Origin of the sequence: Pseudomonas sp. Root71 (assembly GCF_001429045.1) — a bacterium.
GTDB lineage: Bacteria > Pseudomonadota > Gammaproteobacteria > Pseudomonadales > Pseudomonadaceae > Aquipseudomonas > Aquipseudomonas monachiensis.
The window spans coordinates 582947-607433 of record NZ_LMHY01000001.1; the positions used below are offsets into that span (position 1 = coordinate 582947).

22 protein-coding genes are annotated in these 24487 nt (G+C 58.9%); 9 read left to right on the plus strand and 13 right to left on the minus strand.

Going from position 1 to position 24487, the window contains the following annotated elements:
* Window positions 1-98: 98 nt before the first annotated feature.
* The gene (locus ASD95_RS02735; protein ID WP_056726585.1) at window positions 99-653 is read left to right on the plus strand and encodes a DUF2780 domain-containing protein; all 555 of its coding nucleotides are present in this window, start codon (window positions 99-101) and stop codon (window positions 651-653) included.
* Between the two features lies 1 nt (window position 654).
* On the opposite strand, the gene ASD95_RS02740 is transcribed toward ASD95_RS02735, so the two are convergent.
* The gene (locus ASD95_RS02740) at window positions 655-1542 is read right to left on the minus strand and encodes an acyltransferase (protein WP_056726586.1); all 888 of its coding nucleotides are present in this window, start codon (window positions 1540-1542) and stop codon (window positions 655-657) included.
* A 164-nt stretch (window positions 1543-1706) separates the two neighbouring features.
* Between ASD95_RS02740 and rloA2 the strand changes: the two genes are divergently transcribed.
* Window positions 1707-2213 carry a retropepsin-like aspartic peptidase RloA2 gene (rloA2, locus tag ASD95_RS02745; protein ID WP_056726681.1) on the plus strand — a complete coding sequence of 169 codons (507 nt, stop codon included), beginning with the start codon at window positions 1707-1709 and terminating at the stop codon, window positions 2211-2213.
* A gap of 59 nt (window positions 2214-2272) precedes the next feature.
* Here rloA2 and ASD95_RS28255 read toward each other — a convergent pair whose 3' ends face one another.
* Entirely contained in the window at window positions 2273-3349 is a 1077-nt protein-coding gene (locus ASD95_RS28255; RefSeq protein ID WP_082563000.1) for an RHS repeat-associated core domain-containing protein, read from the minus strand.
* 179 nt (window positions 3350-3528) lie between these two features.
* On the opposite strand from ASD95_RS28255, the gene creB reads away from it, so the two are divergent.
* The 4 genes from creB to ASD95_RS02765 all read left to right on the plus strand — a co-directional run bounded on the left by creB (window position 3529) and on the right by ASD95_RS02765 (window position 7278).
* Complete coding sequence (gene creB / locus ASD95_RS02750) at window positions 3529-4209, plus strand: two-component system response regulator CreB (RefSeq protein WP_056726587.1); 681 nt, start codon at window positions 3529-3531, stop codon at window positions 4207-4209.
* Window positions 4209-5627 (plus strand): two-component system sensor histidine kinase CreC, encoded by a 1419-nt coding sequence (creC, locus tag ASD95_RS02755; RefSeq protein ID WP_056726588.1) that lies wholly within the window; start codon window positions 4209-4211, stop codon window positions 5625-5627. The genes creB and creC overlap by 1 nt, the downstream gene beginning before the upstream one ends.
* A 95-nt stretch (window positions 5628-5722) precedes the next feature.
* Complete coding sequence (gene creD / locus ASD95_RS02760; protein WP_056726589.1) at window positions 5723-7093, plus strand: cell envelope integrity protein CreD; 1371 nt, start codon at window positions 5723-5725, stop codon at window positions 7091-7093.
* Window positions 7090-7278, plus strand: coding sequence for a hypothetical protein (locus ASD95_RS02765; RefSeq protein WP_056726590.1), 189 nt, complete (start codon window positions 7090-7092; stop codon window positions 7276-7278). The genes creD and ASD95_RS02765 overlap by 4 nt, the downstream gene beginning before the upstream one ends.
* On the opposite strand, the gene ASD95_RS02770 is transcribed toward ASD95_RS02765, so the two are convergent.
* From ASD95_RS02770 to ASD95_RS02810, 9 genes are all read right to left on the minus strand, one after another.
* The gene (locus ASD95_RS02770) at window positions 7275-7904 is read right to left on the minus strand and encodes a glutathione S-transferase family protein (RefSeq protein WP_056726591.1); all 630 of its coding nucleotides are present in this window, start codon (window positions 7902-7904) and stop codon (window positions 7275-7277) included. The genes ASD95_RS02765 and ASD95_RS02770 overlap by 4 nt on opposite strands.
* A 113-nt stretch (window positions 7905-8017) precedes the next feature.
* Entirely contained in the window at window positions 8018-9316 is a 1299-nt protein-coding gene (locus ASD95_RS02775; RefSeq protein WP_056726592.1) for an MFS transporter, read from the minus strand.
* Window positions 9317-9598: 282 nt separating this feature from the next.
* Window positions 9599-9778 carry a hypothetical protein gene (locus ASD95_RS02780; RefSeq protein WP_056726593.1) on the minus strand — a complete coding sequence of 60 codons (180 nt, stop codon included), beginning with the start codon at window positions 9776-9778 and terminating at the stop codon, window positions 9599-9601.
* The gene (locus tag ASD95_RS02785) at window positions 9775-10905 is read right to left on the minus strand and encodes a PepSY-associated TM helix domain-containing protein (protein WP_056726682.1); all 1131 of its coding nucleotides are present in this window, start codon (window positions 10903-10905) and stop codon (window positions 9775-9777) included. The genes ASD95_RS02780 and ASD95_RS02785 overlap by 4 nt, the downstream gene beginning before the upstream one ends.
* 72 nt (window positions 10906-10977) lie before the next feature.
* Entirely contained in the window at window positions 10978-13422 is a 2445-nt protein-coding gene (locus ASD95_RS02790; protein ID WP_056726594.1) for a TonB-dependent siderophore receptor, read from the minus strand.
* A 201-nt stretch (window positions 13423-13623) separates the two neighbouring features.
* On the minus strand, window positions 13624-14598 hold the full coding sequence (locus ASD95_RS02795) for a FecR family protein (RefSeq protein ID WP_056726595.1): 975 nt from the start codon (window positions 14596-14598) through the stop codon (window positions 13624-13626).
* A complete protein-coding gene (locus ASD95_RS02800) occupies window positions 14595-15113 on the minus strand; it encodes an RNA polymerase sigma factor (protein ID WP_056726596.1) in 519 nt (172 codons plus the stop codon). The genes ASD95_RS02795 and ASD95_RS02800 overlap by 4 nt, the downstream gene beginning before the upstream one ends.
* 154 nt (window positions 15114-15267) lie before the next feature.
* Window positions 15268-15975, minus strand: a complete 708-nt coding sequence (locus ASD95_RS02805) for a 3'-5' exonuclease (RefSeq protein ID WP_056726597.1) — start codon at window positions 15973-15975, stop codon at window positions 15268-15270.
* Window positions 15972-17912: a putative nucleotidyltransferase substrate binding domain-containing protein gene (locus tag ASD95_RS02810; protein WP_056726598.1), complete on the minus strand. Its 1941-nt coding sequence runs from the start codon at window positions 17910-17912 to the stop codon at window positions 15972-15974. The genes ASD95_RS02805 and ASD95_RS02810 overlap by 4 nt, the downstream gene beginning before the upstream one ends.
* Window positions 17913-18165: 253 nt before the next feature.
* Between ASD95_RS02810 and ASD95_RS02815 the strand changes: the two genes are divergently transcribed.
* Both ASD95_RS02815 and ASD95_RS02820 read left to right on the plus strand, forming a co-directional pair.
* Window positions 18166-18624: a response regulator gene (locus ASD95_RS02815; protein ID WP_056726599.1), complete on the plus strand. Its 459-nt coding sequence runs from the start codon at window positions 18166-18168 to the stop codon at window positions 18622-18624.
* A gap of 364 nt (window positions 18625-18988) precedes the next feature.
* Window positions 18989-19900, plus strand: a complete 912-nt coding sequence (locus ASD95_RS02820; protein WP_056726600.1) for an EamA family transporter — start codon at window positions 18989-18991, stop codon at window positions 19898-19900.
* A gap of 73 nt (window positions 19901-19973) precedes the next feature.
* On the opposite strand, the gene ASD95_RS02825 is transcribed toward ASD95_RS02820, so the two are convergent.
* A complete protein-coding gene (locus tag ASD95_RS02825) occupies window positions 19974-22151 on the minus strand; it encodes a malate synthase G (protein ID WP_056726601.1) in 2178 nt (725 codons plus the stop codon).
* Between the two features lie 568 nt (window positions 22152-22719).
* Here ASD95_RS02825 and ASD95_RS02830 point away from each other — a divergent pair.
* Window positions 22720-23238, plus strand: a complete 519-nt coding sequence (locus tag ASD95_RS02830; RefSeq protein WP_056726602.1) for a glycine cleavage system protein R — start codon at window positions 22720-22722, stop codon at window positions 23236-23238.
* A gap of 215 nt (window positions 23239-23453) precedes the next feature.
* Here the strand turns inward: ASD95_RS02830 and rarD are convergent, their stop codons facing one another.
* Window positions 23454-24341 (minus strand): EamA family transporter RarD, encoded by an 888-nt coding sequence (gene rarD / locus ASD95_RS02835; RefSeq protein WP_056726603.1) that lies wholly within the window; start codon window positions 24339-24341, stop codon window positions 23454-23456.
* Window positions 24342-24487 lie beyond the last annotated feature (146 nt).

Here is a 24487-nt window from a genome sequence, read left to right on the forward strand (position 1 = left end):
GGGTGGAAGCCTGAGGAACATGCCGGCGTTTGCTCGGTCAAATCGGCAGCTTTGCGCCCGTAAGCCGGGCGTTTTTCATGAAACAAGAGGATGTCTGAATGAAGATTTCACGCGGTTTTGCATTGGCATCACTCCTGACCCTGTCCGCCAGCCCGGCCTTTGCACAGTTCAGCCTGGGCGATGCGGCCAATGCCATTGCCGGCATGAAGGGCGGTGACGCAGCTGCGACCGCCGCACCGACGCCGCAGACAGCCGATCTGTTGAGCACTCTCAGTGAACTGGACATCACCCCAGAGCAAGCCATTGGCGGTGCCGGGGCGATGCTGGGGCTGGCGAAGAACCAGTTGAGTTCGACCGACTACTCGCAACTGGCCAAAAGCGTGCCGGGCATCGACATGCTCTCGGGCGGCGGTGAGTTGGGCGCACTGGCCGGTCTGCTTGGCTCCAGCGGCAAAGCGGCAGGGCTGGATAACGCCCTGGGCAACGTCAAGGACACCAACGACCTGAACAATGCCTTCAGCGCCTTGGGCATGGACAGCGGCATGATTGGCCAGTTTGCCCCGGTGCTCCTGCAATACTTCGGTCAGCAGGGCGTCGGCGGTACGCTGCTGAGCAGTCTGGGCAGCATCTGGGGCGCTGGCGCCGGTAGCTGATTCAGCGGCATCCGGCGCGCAAGGCGTCGATGCGCCGGTCCTTCTCGATCCAGAGCTGGTTGACCCAGTTCTGGACCTTCTCGCGAAATACAGGATCGTTTTCGTAATCGCCCTGCCACAGCGCCGGGTCGAGTTCGCGGGTCTGGATATCGATGATGACCCTCGGCACATTGCCGCTGATCAAGTCCCAGAACCCCGGAATCTTCTGCTGCGGGTAAACCACCGTCACTTCGAGAATCGCGTCCAGCTGCTCACCCATCGCCGCCAGCACAAAGGCCACCCCGCCGGCCTTGGGCTTGAGCAGGTGATTGAACGGTGACTGCTGCTGGGCACTTTTGGCCGCCGTGAAGCGGGTGCCTTCCAGATAATTGACCACTGTTACCGGTTGGCGCTTGAACAGTTCGCAAGCCTGTCTGGTGATTTCCAGATCCTTGCCGGCCAGTTCCGGGTACTTGGCCAGGAACGCCTTGCTGTAGCGCTTCATGAACGGGTAATCCAGCGCCCACCACGCCAGGCCCAGGAAGGGTACCCAGATCAGTTCTTTCTTGAGGAAGAATTTGAAGAACGGCGTGCGCCGGTTCAGCGTCTGGATCAGCGCCGGGATGTCGACCCAGGATTGATGGTTGCTGATCACCAGATATGAAGTGTCGCGACGCAGATCGTCACCGCCACGGATGTCCCATTGGGTGGGGATACACAGGCGGAAGATCAGCTTGTCGATCTCCGACCAGGTTTCGGCGATCCACATCACCGACCAGGAGGCGTAATCGCGAAAACGGCCGGGCAGGACCAGCTTGAGCAGGGCAAACACCATCAACGGCCCGATCAGGACCAGGGTGTTGAGCACAAGCAGCAGGGTCACGAAACAGCCGGTGAGCAGGCGGCGCATAAGTCACTCGTGGAAGCGGTTGGGCGCGCCATGATAAGCAGCTTCGGGCGACAGGCCAAATCGGTGCTGACGAATGTTTCACTTTTGGGTCGGTAGGCTTGTGGGAACGTTCAAGCGCACGACGGTCTAAAATCCGACTGTTCACTCTCATGGAAACCCATTACGTGAAATCCCTCCTTGCAGTGCTCTCCCTCATCGCCCTGCCGGTCATGGCCGCCGAGCCGACCCTCTATGGTCGTTACGAATACATCGCCCTGCCGGAAATCGGCGGAAAGGTCCTCAAGGCGAAAATGGACACCGGCGCCCTGACCGCGTCGCTGTCGGCCAAGGACATCGAAACCTTCAAGCGTGACGGCGAAGACTGGGTGCGTTTCCGCCTAGCCACCAAGGATGCGGGCAATCAGGTCTATGAACACAAGGTCGCACGGGTAAGCAAGATCAAGACCCGTTCCGAAGAGGACGAGGATGACAGCGAAGTGATCGCACCCACCAAGCGTCCGGTGGTCGATCTGGAACTGTGCCTGGGTAACGTCAAGCGCACGGTCGAGGTCAATTTGACGGATCGCAGCAGCTTTAACTACCCATTGCTGATTGGGGCCAAGGCGCTGCGTGAATTTGGGGCTGCGGTGAATCCAGCTCGGCGTTTTACGGCGGATAAGCCGGATTGTTGATTATATGAACGGGGCACCTTCGCCGGAAGGTGCCAAGCTAGATATGATCCGTGTTTGGTTCAGCTTGAAAAATACCCCGGCTCCCCCCGACGTATACCCCTATTACTAATGGGTTGCGCACTAAAGAAATTCAGCTCTCTGATTGTTGTTTCACTGTCTACGGTTCTTAAAATGTTGTTCCTTTCGGTGCCGACATTTTGCCATGCGCTTACAGTCTTCCGAAATTGAGTAAACTCTTGTGTTGGCATGTGTTCAACTGAGTCTGAAAGAGCAGAATGACTTGAAGTGATGGTGCCGCTGTTCGGCGCGCTGTTAGGTGAGGTTGCTGAATTACCGCTTCTACTGTTTGCATTGTTCAAACGAAGCTTCCGGTCCATGTTATTACCGTCGACATATGCTTGGTTGAGCTCCTTTTGGAACTGTTTCTCCTCCTTTTTCGTCAGTTTTGTCTGCTTTTGTTTTGAGGGGATTTTGGAGGGGAGTTGTACGCGATCTGGGTTGCCCGGAACTTGTTGCCATGCACCAATTTGTACAACGGTTTCGGGTTTGGATGTTTTTTTCATCACACCGATTTTTCTTAGAAAAATTTTAAGCGGACGCCAGGTGTGCCCCGTTGGATCATTGCGATTTACTGGTTCTCCTCCACAGTACGCATAAGCATTAACCCCACCCACCCCAAACGGACTCCAACTATCCGGGCTGTTAAACCGCATCAACACCGGATTGAACTGGCGATAACCATTGCCCAAATGATAATGCCCGGTCACCGGGTCCGGCCGTTCGCCGTTGAAGCCGAGCAGGCTGAGCAATCCGTTTTCCGCCGGGCGATGACCGTAGGGTGAATAGGTGAGGGGGTTGGGCTGAGTGGCATCGAGAGCGTTGAGCACCGAGAGTTGTTGGTCGGTTGCCAGCAGTGTGGTGGTCGCTTTGGTATCGAGTTGTTTTAGCTCAGCCAGTGGTTGGCCGTCATGCTGAAGGATGCTTGACCGAACGGCACCCTGAATCTCGGTGGCCAGTCGATTTTTGCAATGAAAGTGCTGAATAGCAGGTTGCTGAAGTACTGTGCAGCCATTTTGGCGATCCAATGGATCGTAGTGATAGCGACACAGTTCGGTGTCACGTGATGTGTTGGACATGGGTTGAACTCCATTCAAGATCCGGATCGCTCAACCTTGAGCATCGGAGTTTTTTCAGCCATTGCCTACTATCAGAACTGCTAGGTACTACAGACCTGACCGCCAATCAGTTCAGCCGGATTGACGCCGATCCCCCCTTGAGTCACCGTTCGCCCACTCAACCAGCGGGCTCGGACGCCATGCCTCATATCCTGATTGTCGAAGACGAAGCGGCCATTGCCGACACCCTGGTTTTCGCCCTGCAAGGCGAGGGCTTCACCACTACATGGCTTAGCCTCGGCGCGGCGGCGCTGGAGCACCAGCGCCAGACTCCGGCGGATCTGATCATTCTCGATATCGGCCTGCCGGACATCAGCGGCTTCGAAACCTGCAAGCAACTGCGGCGCTTCAGCGAAGTGCCGGTGATGTTTCTCAGTGCCCGGGATGGCGAGATCGATCGCGTCGTGGGCCTGGAAATCGGCGCCGACGATTATGTGGTCAAACCGTTCAGCCCTCGGGAAGTAGCGGCGCGGGTCCGGGCGATTCTCAAGCGCATGGCGCCCCGCACAGTGAGCGAACCGTCGACGCCGCTGTTTCGCATCGATAGCGAGCGTGTGCAAATCAGTTATCGCGGTCAACCGCTGACTCTGACCCGCCATGAATTCCGTCTGTTGCAATGCCTGCTGGAGCAGCCCGGGCGCGTCTTCAGTCGCGAACAGTTGCTCGATGCCCTGGGCGTGGCCGCCGACGCCGGTTACGAGCGCAGCATCGACAGCCACATCAAGAGCGTGCGCGCCAAGTTGCGACTGGTGAAGGCTGACGCCGAGCCGATCCAGACCCACCGCGGCCTCGGCTATAGCTACAACCCGGGACAAAGCTGATGCCGTTGGGAATCCGGATTTTCCTGGTCTATGCACTGTTCATCGGCTTGACTGGCTACTTTGTGCTCAACACGGTCATGCAAGAGATCCGCCCCGGCGTTCGCCAGTCCACCGAAGAAACCCTGGTCGATAATGCCAACCTGATGGCCGAGATCCTGCGCGACGATTTCAAGGCCGGCAGCCTCAATCAGAACCGCTGGCCGGAACTGCTCAAGGCCTATGGTGAACGACAGCCCGGAGCGAAAATCTGGGGTTTGCCAAAGAATCAGGTCAATCACCGCATCTACGTCACAGATGCCAAAGGTATCGTCGTGCTGGACTCCAGCGGGGTGGCGGTGGGGCAGGATTACTCGCGCTGGAATGACGTCTACCTGACCCTGCGCGGCGAATACGGCGCTCGCTCCACGCGCAATGACCCGAACGATCCGGGGTCTTCGGTGATGCACGTCGGCGCGCCGATTCGCGACAACGGCCAGATCATCGGCGTGGTCACCGTGGCCAAGCCCAACAGCTCGTTGCAGCCTTATGTGGATCGCACCGAACGCCGGTTGCTGGCGTATGGAGCCGGGCTGATCGGCCTCGGTCTGCTGTTCGGCGCATTGTTGTCCTGGTGGCTGAGCCGTGCCCTGCGAAGATTGACGGCCTACGCCCAAGGCGTCAGTAAAGGCCGGCGGGTTGAAGTGCCGCATTATCGCGGCGGTGAACTCGAGCAGTTGGCCACGGCGGTGGAGCAGATGCGCACGCAGCTTGAAGGCAAGGCCTACGTCGAGCGTTACGTGCACACATTGACCCATGAGCTGAAGAGTCCGCTGGCGGCGATTCGTGGTGCGGCGGAGCTGTTGCAGGGCGAGATGCCTCCGGGACAGCGGCAACGGTTCGTCGGCAACATCGACAGCGAAAGTGCGCGCATGCAGCAGTTGATCGAGCGGCTTTTGAACCTGGCACAGGTCGAGCAGCGCCAAGGGTTGGAGGAGCGGGTGGCGGTGCCATTGGCGGCATTGGTGGATGGCCTGCTGAACGCGCAATCTGCGCAGATCGAAGGTAAACAGTTGCGCGTAGAGCAAACGATTCCATCGGACCTGGTGCTAATCGGCGAGCCATTTCTGCTGCGTCAGGCGTTGGGCAATCTGCTGGACAACGCGCTGGATTTCACCCCTGTTGAAGGCGTGCTGCGATTTACCGCCGAACGGGCAGGCGAGCAGGTCGAGTTCAAGCTTTTCAATCAGGCAGAGCCTATTCCCGACTACGCGCTGCCGCGTTTGAGCGAGCGTTTCTACTCGTTGCCGCGTCCCGACAGTGGGCGCAAAAGTACCGGGCTCGGGCTCAATTTTGTCGAGGAGGTGGTCAAGCTGCATGGCGGCACCCTGAGCATCGGCAATGTCGATGGCGGTGTGCAAGTGACAGTGCACCTGCCATAGGGCCGGGTCCAGTCTCCACAAAGTCTCCACACTCCCTCCATTCATTCCTCACACAGCCAACCCAGACTTTCCCCATCCAAAACAGGGAGAGTCCCATGAACCGTAGCCTGACCCTAAAACTCGGGGCAATTGCCCTGCTGATTCTGTTGTTGCTGGTTCCACTGCTGATGATCAACGGCGTGATTCAGGACCGCCAGCAACTGCGTGACGGTGTGCTCGAAGACATTGCCCGCAGTTCCAGTTACAGCCAGCAATTGAGCGGGCCGCTGATGGTGGTGCCGTATCGCAAGGTGGTGCGTACCTGGAAGACCCGTGAAAAAACCAACGAGCGTTATCAGGAGATCGGCGAAGAGCGCGGTCGACTGTATTTCCTGCCGGAACGCTTCGAACTCGACGGCCAGGTGCAGACTGAGTTGCGCTCCCGGGGGATTTACCAGGCGCGGCTGTTTCATGCCGACAATCGCATCAGTGGGCATTTTTCGCTGCCGGCGCAGCTCGGTATCAAGGAAGACTTTGCCGATTACCGGTTCGACCAGCCGTTTCTCGCCATTGGCATCAGCGACATCCGTGGTATCGAAAATGCCTTGAAACTCGAACTCGACGGCCAGAGTCTGGACTTCATTCCCGGAAGTCAGGTCGGATGGCTGGGGGAGGGCGTGCATGTGGCGCTACCGACGCTCAACACAGAGAAGGCCACGGAGCTGGATTTCGGTTTTGACCTGCGCCTGCAAGGCACGGGTGTGTTACAGGTTTTACCGGTGGGTAAAACCAGCACAGTCTCGCTGAGCGCCGACTGGCCTCACCCAAGCTTCATCGGCAACTATCTGCCGGCCCAGCGTAAAGTCACCGATCAGGGATTCTCCGCCAACTGGCAGGCGTCATTCTTCTCTACCAATTTGCAGGAGGCCTTGAACAGTTGCGTCACCGGCGGTGACTGCACAGCCTTTAGCGGCCGCAGCTTCGGCGTGAGCTTCATCGACCCGGTGGACCAGTACCTGAAAAGCGATCGGGCGATCAAATATGCGTTGTTGTTCATCGTCCTGACTTTCGCCGGGTTCTTCCTGTTCGAAGTGCTGAAAAGCCTTGCGGTACACCCGGTGCAATATGCACTGGTAGGTGTGGCGCTGGCATTCTTCTACCTGTTGTTGCTGTCGTTGTCCGAGCACATCGGCTTTGCCCTGGCGTACCTGTTGTCAGCCAGCGGTTGTGTGTTGTTGATCGGGTTCTACGTTTGCCACGTGTTGCGCAGCGTGCGACACGGGCTGAGCTTTTCCGCGGGATTGGCGGCGTTGTATGGACTGCTCTACGGGTTGTTGAGTGCAGAGGACTACGCGCTATTGATGGGCTCGTTGCTGCTGTTTGGTTTGTTGGGTGTGTTCATGGTGCTGACCCGCAAGCTGGACTGGTATGGGGTTGGGCAAAAAACGCCAAAACCATTGGACTTCGATATTGGAGCGGTGCAATGAGCCGGTCGGTGGGGCTGCGCGAGGACCAGCGCTGGAGCGAGGTGCTGGCGACGCGGATTTTGCAGTGGTTGCCGGATGAACCGCGTTGGTATTTTCGCGAGCAGGCTCGCTCCCACATGGGACCGCAGTCAAAGGTGGGAGCGAGCCTGCTCGCGAAGGGGGCGACGCAGTCAGCGAAGATCTAAACCTTCGGTATCGTCGCAATCATCGAAGGCCGCTGGCTCACCTCGAAATACCACGCTGCAAGTTGAGGATTCACTGTGCGCCAGTCCAGATCCGGATGGCGCAGGTCCAGGTAACCCAGTGCACAGGCCACGCTGATCGCGGCCACGTCGAAGTGGCAGGTCAGCTCGGCAATCGCGTCCTTTTCCAGCAATGCCAGGGCGCGACGGATTTTGTCGCGCTGGCCGTCGAGCCATTCGTCCCAGTGTTTTTCCGGGGCGCGCAGGGCGGTTTCGTAGCGCACCAGCACGGCCGCGTCCATGACCCCGTCGGCCAGTGAGGCGAGGGTAAGACGACGCCAACGGGCTGAACCTTCACGGGGGATCAGCGGGTTGCCGACGTGCTGGTGGTCGAGGTAGTCGAGGATGACCCGGCTGTCGTGGATGATGTTGCCGTCGGCCAGGCGCAGGGCCGGGATTTTGCTCAGGGGGTTGTCTTCGATCAGGGTCAGGTCCGGGTTGACCGGTGTGAGTACGCTGGATTGCAACGCCACGCGGTTCTGCTGGCCGGTTTCGTGGAGCAGCACCATGACTTTGCGAACGAAGGGAGAGAGCGGGTTGTGGTACAGGGTCATGCTCGGGGCGGACATGGCTGTGTCTCGATCGGTGGCAGTGTCGGGCAGCATAGCGTGTTGGGGGGATAGCTCAAGATGGCAAACACCTTTGTAGGAGCGAGCAGGCTCGCTCCTACAGGTTTTGTGTTTTAGCTCGCAGGTTGCAGCGTTTGATCAGCGGCAGGCCCCGAAACTATTTTCGGCTTGATCTCACGGGCAACGGTCCAGACGATGAACGCGGCAACGATGTCGAAAATCGCCAGTACCACGAACAGCGGGCTGTAGCCGATCCTGGTCACCATCACGCCAAACACCAGGGTGAACGCAGCTGCGCCCAGGTAGCCGAACATGCCGCCCATGCCGGTGGCGGTGGCCACTTCGTTTTTGCCGAAGGAGTCGGAGGTGATCGCATACAGCGCACCGGACAGGGTCTGGTGCGCGAAGCCGCCGATGCACAACAACGCGATGGCTGTGTACGGGCTGGCCACCAGGCCAATGCACGCAGGGCCGATCATGCACGAGGCGCCGAACAGCAGGACCATTTTGCGCGAGGTGAACAACGACACGTTGCAGTACTTGTGGAAGAACGGGCTCAGGTAACCGCCGAGCACGCAGCCGAGGTCGGCGGCGAGGAACGGCAGCCAGGCGAGCATTGCGATCTCTTTGATGTTCATGTGCCGCTCGGTCATCAGGTACAGCGGAATCCATGCGTTGAAGGTCTGCCAGGCTGGCTCGGAGAGCATGCGCGCGCTGGCGATGGCGTAGAAGTTGCGGTTGCCGATGATCTTTTTCCAGCTGCCTTTTTTCGTCGCCGGGTCTTTGAAGTGTGCTTCCTGACCGCTGAGGATGTAGTCGCGCTCTTCGTCGCTCAGGCGCTTCTGGTCCCGTGGGTGCTTGTAGAGAACCATCCACAGGAAGGTCCAGGCCACGCCCAGGCCGCCCACGATCAGGAACGCCAGTTCCCAGCCGCTGTGCAGGATCGCCCAGACCACCAGCGGCGGCGCCAGCACGGCACCAATCGACGAGCCAATGTTGAACCAGCCAATGGCCACCGAGCGTTCTTTGGCCGGGAACCATTCAGTGGAAGTCTTGACCGCCGCCGGTAACCCCGCCGCTTCGGTCAGGCCAAGCAGGCCGCGGACAAAGGCCAGGCCCTGCCAGCCGGTCGCCAGGGCCGCCAGTGCGCAGGCAATCGACCAGGCGAAGGCGAAAATCGCGAAGCCCATTTTGGTGCCGATGGCATCGATGATGTAGCCCGCCACCGGTTGCATCAGCGCATAGCACACCTGCCATGCGACGACGATGTGCGAGTACTGCTCGGTGGAGATGTTCATTTCGCTCATCAGGGTCGGAGCGGCCACTGACAGGGTATTGCGAGCCAGGTAGTTGACCATCAGGCCGGCCGTCACCAGACCGACCATCCACCAGCGGATGCCTTTGACTTTCATCACTTCACCATCATTTTTTTGGATTTATTTTTGGTGCTGCATCTGTTGTAGGTTGTCGTACAACGTGCGTCTTTATAGGAGCGCAAGGGTAAAACTGTCAACAGATATGTCAGAGGATTTGCAGGGGGAGGCGACGGATGGGGGAAGTGTTGTCGTATGACTGTCAGGGTTTTAGGTTTTCGCAGAACCTGTGGGAGCGAGCTTGCTCGCGATGGCGGTGTGTCAGATACGACAATGGCGACTGACATGGCCCCATCGCGAGCAAGCTCGCTCCCACAGGGATCAGCGGCGTTGCAGGAGGCCACGCAGGGCTAGCACAGCAGGGATACCCAAACCCACCCAGCTCAACGAATCCCAAACACCATCCCCGAGCAACGCGGCAAACAACCCTGCCGCGCTGAGCACCGCGATGACGGTCGGAATGGCAAACACTTTCCAGAAGTTCGACTGCCGGGGTTTCATGCCACGCTCTCCGCTTTTTCCAGCACCGGCCTGGCGACCTTGCGCCGAACCACCCACAGGTAGACCCCGCTGCCGAGCACGATGATGGTCAGCACATCGAGGGTCGCCCAGAGTATCTGCATCGGCATGCCGCCGTAGTCACCGAAGTGCAGCGGTTGTGACATGCCCATGACGTCCATGTACCACGGGCGTTCGACCACCGCGGTGACTTGCAGGGTGCTGGCATCGATCAGTACCGGCGTCAGCAGGTGCGAGGTCAGGTGCGTGCTGCCCTTCATGAACACTGCGTAATGATGCTCACTGGAAAAGCGCGTGCCGGGGAAGGCGATGAAGTCCGGTTGCATGCCCGGTGCGGCTTCCCTGGCGATATCGAGCAAACGGTTGGCGGGCGCCAGTTGTGTCAGCGGTGGTGCATCCCGATAGGGCGCGATCATCGCGGTCAGCGTGTCGTTGCGCCATGCGGCAATCAGCAGGTCCGCGCAGGCACTGACGACGCCCGTCACGCCGACCACCAGCGCCCAGGTCAGGGTCACGACGCCGATCAGGTTATGCAGGTCAAGCCAGCGCAGGCGGGTGGATTTGTCCTGGCGCACGGTGGCGAATTTCAAGCGGCGCATGAACGGCAGGTACAGCACCGTACCGGAGACAATCGCTATCACGAACAGAATCCCCATGAACGCCAGCAACAACTTGCCAGGCAGCCCGGCGAACATGTCCACGTGCAGGCGCAGCATGACCATCATGAAACCGCCGTTGGCCGATGGCGTCTCCAGCGCTTCGCCGGTACGGGCGTCGAGCATGAAGGTGTGGGACGAGTTCGGCTCGGTGCCCGCCGTCGCGGCCATGATGGTCAGCACCGCGTTGGGCTCATCGTCCTCGAAGCCGAAATACTGCATGACTTCACCGGGGCGATGCTTCTCGGCGGTCTCCACCAGCTGCTGCAAATTCAGGTGCGGGGTGTCCGCCGGCATTTCCTTCACTTCAGGCGCATCGCCCAGCAAGTGGTCGATCTCGTGGTGAAAGATCAACGGCAGGCCGGTCAGTGCCAGCAGTAACAGGAACACCGTACAAATCAGGCTGGTCCAGGTATGAACAGCGGACCAGCGGCGAATCGTTTTACTTTTCATTTCAAAGCCTTCAGAAAAACCAAAGCCGCCCACGAAGGACGGCCTGGTCATTGGGCGTGTCAGCTCAAAGCGTTACCACTTGTAGGTTGCACTTGCGACGACACTGCGCTGGTCGCCGTAGTAGCAGTAGTAGCTGTCGCAAGTCGAGATGTAGTCCTTGTCGAACAGGTTGGTCGCGTTAACGGCCAGCGAAGCGCCTTTGAGGCTGTTGTCCAGGCGACCGAGGTCGTAGTGAACCACTGCGTCGAACACCGTGTAGGCGTCGGCCTTGCCCAGCCAGGTGTTGGCCTGGTCTCCATAGGTATTGCCGGTATAGCGCGCACCGGCACCGATGCCGAAGCCGTCCAGCACGCCGTTGTGCCAGGTGTAGTCGCCCCACACCGACGCTTGCTGGTTAGGCATCAGTTGCAGGCGATTGCCCTTGTAGATGCCCTCTTGCACTTCGGATTTGGCCAGGGTGTAGGCAGCGGTGACCTTGAGGTTTTCGGTCACGTCGGAAACGGCTTCCAGCTCCAGGCCTTTGACTTTCACTTCGCCGGTCTGGCTGGTGACTGTCACGTTGCCCACGTTGTTGGTGACGGAAACGTTTTTCTGGGTCAGGTCATACACAGCCGCCGTCAGCAGGGTGTTGCTGCCCGGTGGCTGGTACTTGATCCCCAGTTCCCATTGCTTGCCCTCGGTCGGCTTGAACGACTCGGTCGGCGAGGCGACGGCATTGCTGGTCGGCTGGAACGATTCAGCGTAGGACAGGTAGGGTACGAAGCCCGAGTCGAACACGTAGCTGATCGCCGCGTTGCCGCTGAAGTTCTTGTCGCGCTCAGTGTTGGTGGCATCGCCCTTGTTGAAGAACGTGGTTCCGGTGTGGACCCAGTCTTCACGACCGCCGAGGGTCAGGCGCCATTGGCCGAGGGCCATCTGGTCCTGGATGTACAGGCCGGTCTGCTGGGTCTTTTGTTCGTAGTCGTAGAACGCCGTGGAGCGTGGCGGACGGGTTATCGGCAAACCATAGATCGGGTCGTTGACGTTGATGCCCGGCGCGGTGCCGAAGATCGAGAGGTAGTTGGTGGTGTTGCGCTGGTGATCCAGGCCGATCAGCAAGGTGTGACTGACGTCGCCGGTGACGAAGTCGCCCTGGAGGTTGTTGTCCACGGCGAACTGTGCGATGTCTTCGTCGACATTGGTGGTGCCGCGGCCGGTGTTGCCTTGATCGTCAACGACAAACCCGAGATCGGCAAAGTCGGGGTTGTAGCTATTGACGGTCACGGCCTGGAACGATAGCTCTGACTTGGTGTAGCGCAGGTTCTGCCGGAACTGCCAGACATCGTTCAGGCGGTGTTCGAAGGCATAACCCAGCGCGTAGTAGGTGCGGTCGTAGTAGTCGTAGTCCGGGTCACCCAGGTTCTTGTGGTGGGAGATATCGCCGAACGGCATGTCGATCTTGGTGCCCTGGATCGGATAGAACTGACTGGTGATACCGGTATCGTCACGGGTGAACTGCGTAAGCAGGGTGAACCTGGTGTCTTCGTCGATGTTCCAGGTCAGGCTGGGCGCGATGTTGTAGCGCTTGTCATCGATGTGGTCGATGGGCGTGCCGCCGTCGCGCAGCACGCCGCTGAGGCTGTACAGGAACTGGCCTTCCTCATCGATCTTGCCAGTGCTGGCGAAGTTGATCTGGCGATGATTGTCGCTGCCGTATTGCAGCTGGATCTCGCTGCTGGCTTCAGCGCTTGGGCGACGGCTGACCATGTCCAGCAGGCCGCCCGGCGGGGTCTGTCCGTACACCGAGGAAGCCGGGCCGCGCAGCAGCGCCAGTCGGTCGAGGTTCCAGGTTTCCTGTTTCGGGTTGGAGTACACACCTTTTGGCAGTGGCAGGCCGTCGAGGAATTGAGTCGGCTCGAACCCCCGCACGCGCAACCAGTCGGCGCGGGTGTCGCTGCCGAAGCTGCTGGAGGTGATGCCCGGCAAGTAGCGCACGGCATCGTCGAGGGTGTGCGCGTTGCGGTCGTCCATCTGCTCTCGAGTGACGACCGAAATCGAACGCGGCGCCTCGACCAGCGCGGTGTCGGTCTTGGTGCCGGCGGCGGTGCGCTTGGCCAGGTAGCCCTGTACCGGGCCCCAGGCGCTTTCAGTGTCTTGCACGCCGATCACGCTGGTGGCCGGCAGGTCCATCACCCCTTCTGGCACGGCCACCAGGGTATAGGTGCCCGCACTGCTCTGCTCCAGTTGCAGGCCGGTGCCACGCAGGGCTTCGCGCAGGGCGTCGGGTGCGTCGAACTGGCCTTTGACCGGCGCCGAGGTCTTGCCCGCCGCGAGGGATGGATTCAATGACAGGGCCAGACCGGCCTGGCTGGCAATCTGGTTCAGAGTGTTGACCAGTGGCGCGGCCGGCAGGTTGTAGGCGCGGACGCTGGACGTCTGTTCAGCGGCGACCAGTTGGCTGCTGGCCAACGGGGTACAAAGGGCAATGGCGACCGCCAGCAAACTGCGGCGCAACAGGGAGTCTAGCGAACGAGGCATACAGCGGCTCCTGAATGGAAACATTTCTCAATTGCCTGTGTGCCGAACGAAAATAAAAAAGTGATAGGGCTGGATGAAAATAATTTCGATTCAGAAGTCGGTTGCGGCTGGTATTGGGTCAAAACGGTTTTTGCGGGGAGTCGAACGCCGCCATCGCGAGCAAGCTCGCTCGCGATGACGGTTGATCAGACAAAAAGCTTTTCAGGGCTTGGTATCAGCCTTGGCCACGACCTTCACCCACCATTGCGTGTGCTGTTCGATCTGCACCGGCAGGGTCGGCAACAGGGCGTTGAGTGCCAGGTCGGTGTCGCGTAGCGGGAAGCTGCCGGTGATGCGCAGGTCGGCCACTTCAGGGGCGACCCCGACGTAACCGTTTCGATAGCGGCCGATTTCATGCACCAAATCTTCCAGCCGCGTGTTGTCCACCACCAGCATGCCGCGGGCCCAGGCATCCGCGCCGAGGTTGACGGCCAGAATCGGGCCCAGGCCGTTGTTGCGGATCAGCACCTGCTGGCCTTCGTGCAGAATCTGTTCGTCAGGATTGGACTCAGGGTGAACCGCCACCGCCGACTGCAATACGCTCAAGCGCGTTCCGTCTTCCTCGCGCTTGACCAGAAACCGCGTTCCCAGCGCACGCATGCTGCCTTCACGGGTTTCGACGATGAACGGCCGGGGATCGCCATGGCCGGTTTCGACCAGGATTTCGCCTTCCTGAAGCACAACGCGCCGCTGTTTTTCATCGAAACGCACATCCAGTGCGCTGTGGGTGTTGAGATTGATCAGCGTGCCGTCAGCCAGACGCAGGGTGCGCTGCTCGCCAACGGCGGTGCGCTGGTCGGCCAGCCAATAGTCGATCGGCAGGTAACGATCCCCGGCGAACAGGGCCAGGCCGATCATGGCAACGATACTGGCGAAACCGTTGCCAAGCTTGCGCACTCGCCGGCGGATGCCTTCGCGCGATTGCAGCAAGGCCGTGCGGGCCGGGCCGCTGGCCACGCTGAAACGCTGGTCGAGCATACCCAACTGGCGCCAGGCGCGGGCGTGCTCTTCGTGGGCCGCGTGCCACTTGGCGAACTCTTCACGTTCTATCGGGTTGGCGCAGTCCATGGACAACTGCCAGGCAATCGCCGCGTCCAGCACGTTGGCCGATACCGGTTTGGAACCGAGCGGATTCATGTCGGCTCACCATACAGCGCGATGTAGCACTGGCGAATGCCTTGAGCGAGGTACTGGCGCACCCGCGGCACCGATACACCGAGGCGCTCGGCGATTTCTGCATGGCTGAGGCCGTCGAGACGGTTGTAGAGGAACGCCGCCCGGGCCTTGCTGGAAAGCTTGCCGAGCAGGCGGTCGATGTTTTTCAGGTCTTCGAGGATCATTTGCTGTTCTTCCACCGACGGTTGTTCGGCTTCGGGAATCAGCATCAGCTCGGTGAGGTAGGCCTGTTCCAGCGCGGCACGGCGGAAATAATCGAACAGCAGGCCCTTGGCGATCGCCACCAGGAACGCCCGGGGCTCGCGCGGTACCTTCAGTTCTTCACGGCCCAGCAAACGCACGAAAGTGTCCTGGCTCAGGTCTTCGGCCCGCTGCGGGCAGGCGACGTTGCGTCGAAGCCAGGCCAATAGCCAACCGCGATGGTCGCGATATAACGCACCGACGAGCTCACTTTGGGGGCTTGGGACTGACGACACGCCGCATCACCGATTGGGAAGTATTAACTAACGAGAATTGTTCGCGATTGTGGCAGAGGCGAGGGAGGTAAGCAATTGGCGTTGGTCGGGCGGGACATTTGCGACGGCCCCTGTAGGCGCGAGGAGGCTCGCTCCTACAGGGATGGCGTATGGGTCAGAAGGACGGCGCCTGCTGCCGGCGTTTCCACTGATTCAAGCGCTGTTGCAGGTTCAACGGGCTGTGAATCTGCTGCTGTCGCGCACGGCTGAACAGGATCATCATCAGTTCGGCGGTGGCCAGGGCGTCGGCGCTGGCGTGGTGGCGCTCGAAGACTTCGAGCTTGAACCAGTCGATCCAGTCGTCCAGCCCGGCCTCGCGAATGTGCGCCTGGGGACATAGCAGCGGCGCAATATCCGCCACATCCAGAAACGGATGCTGCAATTTGAAACCCAGGTGATCTTTCAATGCACGGCCGAGCATGTGCTGGTCAAACGGCGCGTGGAAGGCCAGTACCGGACTGTCCCCGATGTACTCCATCAGGTCGAGCAGTGCTTCTGCCGGTTCGCTGCCCGCCGCAATGGCGCTGGGGCCAATGCCATGGATCAGCACGCTGGGGCCGAGTTTCACTTGCGGATATTGCAGGGTGCGTTCGAACATTTGGCGAAAGTCGATGGCCCCGTCCTCGATCACCACCGCGCCGATGGACACCACGTGGTCCTTGTTCAGGTTCAAGCCGGTGGTTTCCAGATCGAGCACCACCCAGCGCTGTTCGCGCAGGCTGGACTCAGTCAGGTCGGCCGCCGTCGGTAATTGCTCCAGCCGATATTGCAGGTGGGCGGGCAGGGTGAGGCTCGGCGGGCGCAGCCACCAAAACAGGCTCATAACTGATACCGCAAGGCCAGGCTGCTTTGCAGGCGTTGTGCCTGGCGCAGGGACTCACGCAGGATGCGTCGGTCCAGATGATTGAGGCTGTCGGGATCGACCCGATTCGAGTAAGGAAAATTCTCCCGGGTCTGTAGTTGGTGTTGCTGCATGCGGGTTTGCTGGATGAAGTGATAGGCCTCTTCGTACGCGGCGCCGTCCAGGGGATCGATGATCTCCTTGTCGACCAACTGGCGAAAGCGCTCCAGCGTGTTGTTCGCTTCGATACCGTGGACCAGGGCCAGCAACCGGGCGCCGTCGACAAAGGGTGCCAGGCCCTGGGTCTTCAGGTCCAGGGTGGCCTTCTCGCCATTTTTGCGCGCCAGCACGAAGTCGCGGAAACGTCCTACGGGCGGTCGATTGCGCAGCGCATTCTCGGCCATCATGCGCTGGAACAAGCGGTTGTCGCCGACCTGGTCGAGAATGCCCCGGCGCAACTGCTCACAGCCTTGCTCGCTGCCCCAGACCACGCGCAAATCGAAATAAATGCTCGAACCCAGCAGGTTTTCCGGGGTTGCCTCGCGGATAAACGCCGCAAAGCGCCGTGCCCATTCGGCGCGGGACAGGCACAGTTCGGGGTTACTGGCCATGATATTGCCCTTGCACAGGGTGAAACCGCACAGCGCCAGGCTCTGATTGATCTGCTGGGCAATGGGCAACAGCTTGCCGCGAATCTCGGCGGCTTGTGCCGCGTCGCTGGCTTCGAACAGAATGCCGTTGTCCTGATCGGTGTGCAGGGTCTGCTCGCGACGGCCTTCGCTGCCGAAACACAGCCAGCTGAACGGCACACCGGGGTCGCCTTTTTCGGCGAGGGTCAGTTCGATCACCCGGCACACGGTGTGGTCGTTGAGCAAGGTGATGATGTGGGTGATCTGCGTCGAAGACGCGCCGTGGGCCAGCATGCGCTCGACCAGTTGACCGATTTCGCCCCGCAGCGCCACCAGGTTTTCCACTTTCTGGGCATTGCGGATAGTGCGCGCCAGGTGCACCAGGTCGACCCGTTGCAGGGAAAACAGGTCGCGCTCGGAAACCACGCCGCACAAGCGCTGGTCCTTGACCAGGCAGACATGGGCGATGTGACGCTCGGTCATGGCAATCGCCGCGTCGAATGCACTGTGATCCGGCGACAGGAAGAACGGCGCCCGGGTCATGTGCCCTTCGATGGCTTCGTTGAAATCACTGCTGCCGTTGGCTACGGTCTGACGCAGGTCGCGCAGGGTGAAAATCCCCAGTGGCGCCTTGTGTTCGTCGACCACCACGATGCTGCCGACCTGTTGTTCGTGCATCAACGTCACGGCTTCGCGCAATGGTGTCTGCGGGGTGCATGTCACCGGGTGGCGCATAGCCAACTCGCCCAGACGGGTATTGAGCGAATATTGGGTGCCGAGGGTTTCCACGGCTTTTTGCTGCACTTGTTGGTTGACCTGATCCAGCAGACTGCTGACGCAGCGCAGGGCGAAGTTGCGGAAAGTGTCCGATAGCGAAAACAGGCGGATGAACGCCGGCTTGTTCAGTTGCAGGCAGAAGGTGTCTTCGCCGGCCAGGTGCTCGGTGCGGGTCGCCCGTTCACCCAGCAACGCCGCGAGGGGGAAACACTCGCCGGTGGTGATCTCGAAGACCGTTTCGGTGCCACCTTTTGCCGTATGCGGACGCTCGCCCACGACCCGGCCTTGCTTGACGATATAGAAGTGCTCGACCGGCCCGTCGGCGGGTTTGATGATGCTCTCGCCGGGGGCATAAAAACGCAGTTGACATTGCTCGACCAGATACGCCAGGTGAGCGTGCTCCATCTGGTTGAAGGGCGGGAAGCGCTGAAGGAATTGCAACGTGCCCTGGATGTTCTGCAACACCGCGGTTTTCCCTGCCTGTGTGAAGGCGTCCGCTTTACTCATAACCATTACCGCAGTCTTTTTTGAATTGTTGTGGTCGGGTGACATGGACATGGTCGACCCCTACGGTCGGGGTGCCCATTGGACGTAAGTCTAGGTAGGCGGTTAGCGCCCTGAAATGTCGGAAGAAGCCTACGCAAGTGTGCGAAAAACCTCTCTGCTCCCCTATTGGAAAATTATCTGCCGGAGTGCACATTGGTGGTCAGCTTAGCGATGTCTCTTAACTGTGCTAGGGAATTGAATTGAACATGTAGAGAACGCCATGTCCGACCACGATATTTTGAGCGACGCCGAGCGCGAAGCGCTGAGTGCCGTCATGCTGGAGCCTGACCTGCCGCTGCAACGAGTGCTGATCGTCGACGACGATAAAGACGCCCGGGAACTGCTGTCAGAGATCCTCGCGTTGGAGGGCATCAACTGCATAACGGCGGCCAGCGGAGAAGCGGCACTCAAGATGCTGGTGACCGAGGCTGAGATCAAAAAAACCTCGATCGGTTTAATGATCACCGACTTGCGAATGGGCCACATTGACGGTCTGGAACTGATTCGTCAGGTACGCGAATCGGTAAGGGCGGCATTGCCGATCATCATTGTCTCGGGTGACGCCGACGTGAAGGATGCGATCGCCGCGATGCATATGAGCGTGGTGGATTTTTTGCTCAAGCCGATTGATGCCAGCCATCTGGTGACACTGGTAAAACGCGAGCTGGGCATTAAGTAACTCAAGCCTGTAGTTATTAATTACAGGCTTGAGTTGTTTTGTTGGTTTTTATTTGTAATTTAACTTATCTAACTGGCCCGCGAAAAAGCTACTCACAAATAGCTTGTTTTTTCTTCCTGTGTTTCAGTTATCGTTCAGTTCTTGAGGGCTAATGCAGGCATTTATTTGATGTCGCGCTTGGTTCAATAAAATCTGTCGTAGCACTATCCAGGTTGCCAGTTTGACTCTTAAATATTAGCGGCTTGAGTATGCCGATGGCAGTCGTGTATTCAGGCTTCGGCTAATTCCTGTGGATAAAACTCCGGTAAAGGTCAGGTCATTACTCTTCCTGGATTGTGTGGCTGTGTATCACAATGAGGACGATATGATAAAGAAAATGGAGTTTCGCGATCTTGTACTTGTTATCGGTGTGACAGTGATGTGGGGTAGCAATTTTACGGTAATTGGTATCAGTCTTGACGGTATCGATCCTTTCATATTGACAGCATTGCGTTTTACTTTCTGTGCATTACCGTTGGTGTTTTTCCTCCCCAAACCCAAGGGTATCAGTACATTTGTAACTATCGTCTACGGTTTGTTGTTTGGTGTCGGAATGTGCTGGTTGATGAACTATGGCATGTTTCTTGGTGTCAGTGCCGGCGTGACATCTTTGCTCTTGCAATTCAGTGCTTTTTTCACAGTCATCTGGGGAGTACTTCTGTTTGGCGAGAAAATGACGGCAATACAGGTGGCTGGCATTCTCATGGCGTTGGTTGGACTGATGTTTATAATTCATGTAACGGACGGCGATGCCGAAAGCTTTGGACTTTTTCTGGTATTGCTCGGCGCATTGTTCTGGAGTCTTTGCAATGTGTTGGTCAAGAGAAGCAAAGTTGTTGATATATTTTCCTTTGTCGTTTGGTCGAGTCTGTATGCAACACCTCCTCTATATCTGATGACTTACTGGGTCAAAGGCGCAGCCCCTTTCCAGTCGTTGCTAACGGACATGACCGCTCCGGTGCTGGCATCTGTCCTGTTTCAGGCCTATGTGGCGACGGTATTCGGGTATTGGGTGTGGAACCGAATGATTGAGAAGTATCCGGCGAGCCAGGTTGCACCGTTGTCAGTGATTGTTCCGATATCGGGCATCTTGACCTCGTGGTATGTACTCGACGAACCCATTGGTGGCGAAAAACTGTTTGCTCTCGTAATCACGGTCCTCGGAATTGCCTTGTTCATGAATGCGTCGAGAATAGGCCATTGCATCGCTGCAAACGCGTTGCGTTACAGGAGGTAGCCCTGCATTTGCTGGAAGCTGAAACAAAAATCCCCCGGTTTTTCAACCGGGGGATTGCTGTGAAGACAGCTGGTTACAACCCGTTCTTCGCCTTGAACTCGCGACGACGACGGTGCAGGACCGGCTCGGTGTAGCCGTTCGGCTGCTTCGTGCCTTCGACCACCAGTTCAACCGCCGCCTGGAAGGCAATGTTGCTGTCGAAGTTCGGGGCCAGCGGACGGTACAGCGCATCGCCGGCGTTCTGACGGTCAACCACCGGCGCCATGCGCTTGAGGCTTTCCATGACCTGGTCTTCGGTGACGATGCCATGGCGCAGCCAGTTGGCGATGTGCTGGCTGGAAATACGCAGCGTGGCACGGTCTTCCATCAGGCCGACGTCGTTGATGTCCGGCACTTTCGAACAGCCGACGCCCTGGTCGATCCAGCGCACTACGTAACCGAGAATGCCCTGGGAGTTGTTGTCCAGTTCGTTCTTGATCTGTTCGGCGGTCCACTGCGGGTTCACCGCCAGCGGGATGGTCAGGATGTCGTCCACCGAAGCGTGGGCACGCTTGGCCAGTTCGGCCTGACGGGCGAACACGTCAACTTTGTGGTAGTGCAGCGCGTGCAGCGCAGCAGCGGTCGGCGATGGTACCCAGGCGGTGTTGGCACCGGCCATCGGGTGAGCGATTTTCTGTTCGAGCATCGCCGCCATCAGGTCAGGCATGGCCCACATGCCTTTACCGATCTGTGCGCGACCTTGCAGGCCGGTGCTCAGACCGATATCGACGTTGGAGTTCTCGTAGGCACCGATCCATTTTTCCGCCTTCATGTCCGCCTTGCGCACCATCGGGCCGGCTTCCATGGAGGTGTGGATTTCATCGCCGGTGCGGTCGAGGAAACCGGTGTTGATGAACACCACACGCTCGCTCGCCGCCTTGATGCAGGCCTTGAGGTTGATCGTGGTACGACGCTCCTCGTCCATGATCCCGACTTTGAGGGTGTTGCGTGGCAGGCCCAGCACGTCTTCGATGCGACCGAACAGCTCGTTGGTGAACGCCGCTTCTTCCGGGCCGTGCATCTTCGGCTTGACGATGTAGATCGAGCCGGTGCGGGTGTTTTTGCGCGAAGTGTTGCCGTTCAGGTTGTGCATCGATGCCAGGCAAGTCACCAAGCCATCGAGAATGCCTTCCGGCACTTCGTTACCGTCTTTGTCCAGGATCGCATCGATGGTCATCAGGTGACCGACGTTGCGCACGAACAGCAACGAACGACCGTGCAGGCTCAGTTCACTGCCATCGACAGCGGTGTAGGTACGGTCGGCGTTCATGGTACGGGTAAAGGTCTGACCGCCCTTGGCGACGTTTTCCGACAGATCGCCCTTCATCAGGCCGAGCCAGTTGCGGTAGATCACCACTTTGTCATCGGCGTCGACGGCGGCAACCGAGTCTTCGCAGTCCATGATGGTGGTCAGCGCGGCTTCCATCAGGATGTCTTTGACGCCGGCCGCGTCGGTCTGGCCGACCGGGGTGTTGGCGTCGACCTGGATTTCGAAATGCAGGCCGTTGTTTTTCAGCAGGATCGCGGTCGGTGCAGAGGCATTGCCCTGGAAACCGATCAGTTGTGCGTCGTTGCGCAGGCCGGTGTTGCTGCCGCCTTTAAGGGCGACCACCAGTTTGCCGTCAACGATCTTGTAGCCGGTGGAATCGACGTGGGAGCCGGCCGCCAATGGCGCCGCTTCGTCGAGGAAGGCACGGGCGAAGGCGATGACCTTGTCGCCGCGAACTTTGTTGTAGCCTTTGCCTTTTTCCGCGCCGTCAGCTTCGCTGATGGCGTCGGTGCCGTAGAGCGCGTCATACAGCGAACCCCAACGGGCGTTCGAGGCATTGAGGGCGAAACGGGCATTCATCACCGGCACCACGAGCTGCGGGCCGGCCATGCGGGCGATTTCTTCGTCGACGTTTTGCGTCGTTGCCTGGAAATCGGCCGCTTCTGGCAGCAGATAACCGATCTCTTGCAGGAAGGCTTTATAGGCCACGGCGTCATGCGCTTGACCGGCACGGGATTGGTGCCAGCCATCGATGCGAGCCTGGAAATCATCGCGTTTGGCGAGTAGGGCTTTGTTCTTCGGCGCCAGGTCATGAATGACCTTGTCGGCACCGGCCCAGAACTGATCGGCGGTGAGGCCGGTTCCGGGAATGGCTTCGTTGTTCACGAAGTCGAACAGGACTTTGGCGACCTGCAGGCCACCGACTTGAACGTGTTCAGTCATTGCTTGCCTCACTCTGCTCAGCTATTTCGCTTTTCAGCTCTTCAATTTAACAATGAAGCCTTTGGCCATTTAAACCACAAACCCCTCTACCAGTACATGCCCATGACAGGCGGCTGGGTTGGGACCAATCAACGGCTTGGGGCCTTGCTGACAGGGCTTTCAGGGTTGCGAACGTGCCTGCGGCAGACATCGATCCAACGTTATGTAGTGCGCGCTGCGGCATACTACATGATGAATTGCGGTTGTGAAAATTAGACTAATTACGTCGTTCTGCGACCCCATGACGCATTGCGGTCACGTCGGGGAGCGTGATGTTCTCAAAAAACTATTGGATTGTTCCAGCTAAATATCAAAAGTTGTACACGATTTGTTGGGTCAGTCAGATCGGCGGTGCCTTCATTCGCGAGCAAGCCCGCTCCCACAAGGACAGCGCATGACTCTGTGGGAGCGGGCTTGCCCGCGAAGAGGCCAGTCGATACACCTTTGATTTCGGATCTGCCCAGGCACCATCCAACCCTTGCCTATACTTGGTTCTCTATAACAAAAGTCATGACAAGAGGGCTGTGCCATGGACCACCTCGTACTCACTGTTTTTGCTCCGGACAAACCCGGGCAAGTCGAGCGCATTGCCCAATGCATTGCCGAGCACGGCGGCAACTGGCTGGAAAGCCGCATGTCGCGTATGGCGGGACAATTCGCCGGGATTCTTCGGGTGGGGGTGCCGGCCGAGGCCTACGACGAACTGGTCGATGCCTTGCAGAGCTTGTCCGCTCATGGCATTCGCGTATTGATCGCAGAAAGCGGTATCGAACAATCCTGCACCTGGAAACCGATTGCCATGGAACTGGTGGGCAATGATCGCCCGGGGATCGTGCGTGACATTACGCGCTTGCTGAGCGAGCAGGGGGTGAATCTGGAACGGCTGGTCACCGAAGTGCGTCCGGCACCGATGAGCAGCGAGCCGCTGTTCCATGCCGAAGCGATTCTCGCGGTCCCGCTGACGCTGTCGCTGGACGTACTGCAATCGCGCCTGGAAACCCTGGCTGACGACCTGATGGTCGAGTTGGTGCTGCGCAGTGAACCCTGATCAGGTTATCCAAGTTAAACGTGCACCGGCCTGTGGATAACCTGTAGAGACACATCGCCAGGCCACGCCGACCGGGGGTTTTCAGGTTCTGATCAAAAAACCAGCAGTTTCAGATACTTGCGCACAAACGGCGGGGATCACGCTGTGGATAACCTTGGGAAGGAATGATGCAGGCCACGGAAGACGTGGCCTGCAGGCTTTTGTGCGTTTTTTGATCAGCTGCGGCGGCGCAAACTTATCCACGCATCGATGCTGTAAACCGCCAGGCCGGCCCAGATAAACATGAACGCTACCAAGGTGCTGGACGACAGGTGTTCGCCAAACAGCAGGACTGCTTGCAGTAGCACCAGTGTCGGGGCCAGATACTGGAGAAAGCCCAGTGTCGTGTAGGGCAAATGCCTTGCAGCAGCGTTGAAACAGACCAGCGGCACCAGCGTGATCGGGCCGGCGGCGACCAGCCACCAGGCCTGGGACGTGGTCCAGAATTCGGCCTGGGCGCTGCTGGCCGTCGGATTGAGCAGCAACCAGCCAAGTGCAATCGGCACTAGCATCCAGGTTTCCACCACCAGCCCCGGCAGCGCCTTGACGGGCGCCTGCTTGCGAATCAGGCCATAGAAACCGAAGGTCAGTGCCAGCACCAGCGACACCCATGGCAGGCTGCCGACTTGCCAGACCTGTTGCGCCACACCGACAGCCGCCAGACCGACGGCAATCCATTGCATGCGCCGCAGCCGTTCGCCAAGAATCAGCATGCCCAGCAACACGTTCACCAAGGGGTTAATGTAGTAACCCAGGCTGGCCTCCAGCATGCGTCCGTTGTTCACCGACCAGACGTAGGTCAGCCAGTTGGCTGCGATCAGCGCACCGCTCAGGGCCAGGATCGCCAGCCGCTGCGGGTTTTCTCGCAGTTCGCGCCACCAGCCGGGATGCTTCCAGACCATCAGCAACAAGGCGCCGAACAGCGCCGACCACAGTACCCGGTGAATGATGATTTCCACGGCGGGCACACTGGCGATGGCTTTGAAGTAGAGGGGGAAAAGTCCCCAGATGATGTAGGCACTCAGGCCTAGAATGTACCCGCGACGCGGGTTGGCGGCTTGCATGCAGAATCCTTGCTTAGGCAGCTAACAAAGAAGGGATTGTAAGGTGGTTGTATAGATGTGTCGTGTCAGAAAAAAGATCGCAGCCTTCGGCAGCTCCTACAGAGAAAACATATTCGCCCTGTAGGAGCTGCCGAAGGCTCGGGCCG

Excerpts from the sequence above, each read along its gene's own strand:
- ASD95_RS28255 (WP_082563000.1), bottom strand. The coding sequence starts at position 3,349 with ATGTCCAACACATCACGTGACACCGAACTGTGTCGCTATCACTACGAT.
- ASD95_RS02805 (WP_056726597.1), bottom strand. The coding sequence starts at position 15,975 with ATGAGCCTGTTTTGGTGGCTGCGCCCGCCGAGCCTCACCCTGCCCGCC.
- ASD95_RS02785 (WP_056726682.1), bottom strand. The coding sequence starts at position 10,905 with ATGAAAAGTAAAACGATTCGCCGCTGGTCCGCTGTTCATACCTGGACC.
- ASD95_RS02765 (WP_056726590.1), top strand. The coding sequence starts at position 7,090 with ATGAGCCGGTCGGTGGGGCTGCGCGAGGACCAGCGCTGGAGCGAGGTG.
- ASD95_RS02820 (WP_056726600.1), top strand. The coding sequence starts at position 18,989 with ATGATAAAGAAAATGGAGTTTCGCGATCTTGTACTTGTTATCGGTGTG.
- ASD95_RS02795 (WP_056726595.1), bottom strand. The coding sequence starts at position 14,598 with ATGAATCCGCTCGGTTCCAAACCGGTATCGGCCAACGTGCTGGACGCG.
- ASD95_RS02735 (WP_056726585.1), top strand. The coding sequence starts at position 99 with ATGAAGATTTCACGCGGTTTTGCATTGGCATCACTCCTGACCCTGTCC.
- creC (WP_056726588.1), top strand. The coding sequence starts at position 4,209 with ATGCCGTTGGGAATCCGGATTTTCCTGGTCTATGCACTGTTCATCGGC.
- rarD (WP_056726603.1), bottom strand. The coding sequence starts at position 24,341 with ATGCAAGCCGCCAACCCGCGTCGCGGGTACATTCTAGGCCTGAGTGCC.
- ASD95_RS02810 (WP_056726598.1), bottom strand. The coding sequence starts at position 17,912 with ATGGTTATGAGTAAAGCGGACGCCTTCACACAGGCAGGGAAAACCGCG.
- ASD95_RS02825 (WP_056726601.1), bottom strand. The coding sequence starts at position 22,151 with ATGACTGAACACGTTCAAGTCGGTGGCCTGCAGGTCGCCAAAGTCCTG.
- ASD95_RS02780 (WP_056726593.1), bottom strand. The coding sequence starts at position 9,778 with ATGAAACCCCGGCAGTCGAACTTCTGGAAAGTGTTTGCCATTCCGACC.
- creD (WP_056726589.1), top strand. The coding sequence starts at position 5,723 with ATGAACCGTAGCCTGACCCTAAAACTCGGGGCAATTGCCCTGCTGATT.
- ASD95_RS02790 (WP_056726594.1), bottom strand. The coding sequence starts at position 13,422 with ATGCCTCGTTCGCTAGACTCCCTGTTGCGCCGCAGTTTGCTGGCGGTC.
- ASD95_RS02815 (WP_056726599.1), top strand. The coding sequence starts at position 18,166 with ATGTCCGACCACGATATTTTGAGCGACGCCGAGCGCGAAGCGCTGAGT.
- ASD95_RS02775 (WP_056726592.1), bottom strand. The coding sequence starts at position 9,316 with ATGAAAGTCAAAGGCATCCGCTGGTGGATGGTCGGTCTGGTGACGGCC.
- ASD95_RS02830 (WP_056726602.1), top strand. The coding sequence starts at position 22,720 with ATGGACCACCTCGTACTCACTGTTTTTGCTCCGGACAAACCCGGGCAA.
- ASD95_RS02740 (WP_056726586.1), bottom strand. The coding sequence starts at position 1,542 with ATGCGCCGCCTGCTCACCGGCTGTTTCGTGACCCTGCTGCTTGTGCTC.
- creB (WP_056726587.1), top strand. The coding sequence starts at position 3,529 with ATGCCTCATATCCTGATTGTCGAAGACGAAGCGGCCATTGCCGACACC.
- ASD95_RS02770 (WP_056726591.1), bottom strand. The coding sequence starts at position 7,904 with ATGTCCGCCCCGAGCATGACCCTGTACCACAACCCGCTCTCTCCCTTC.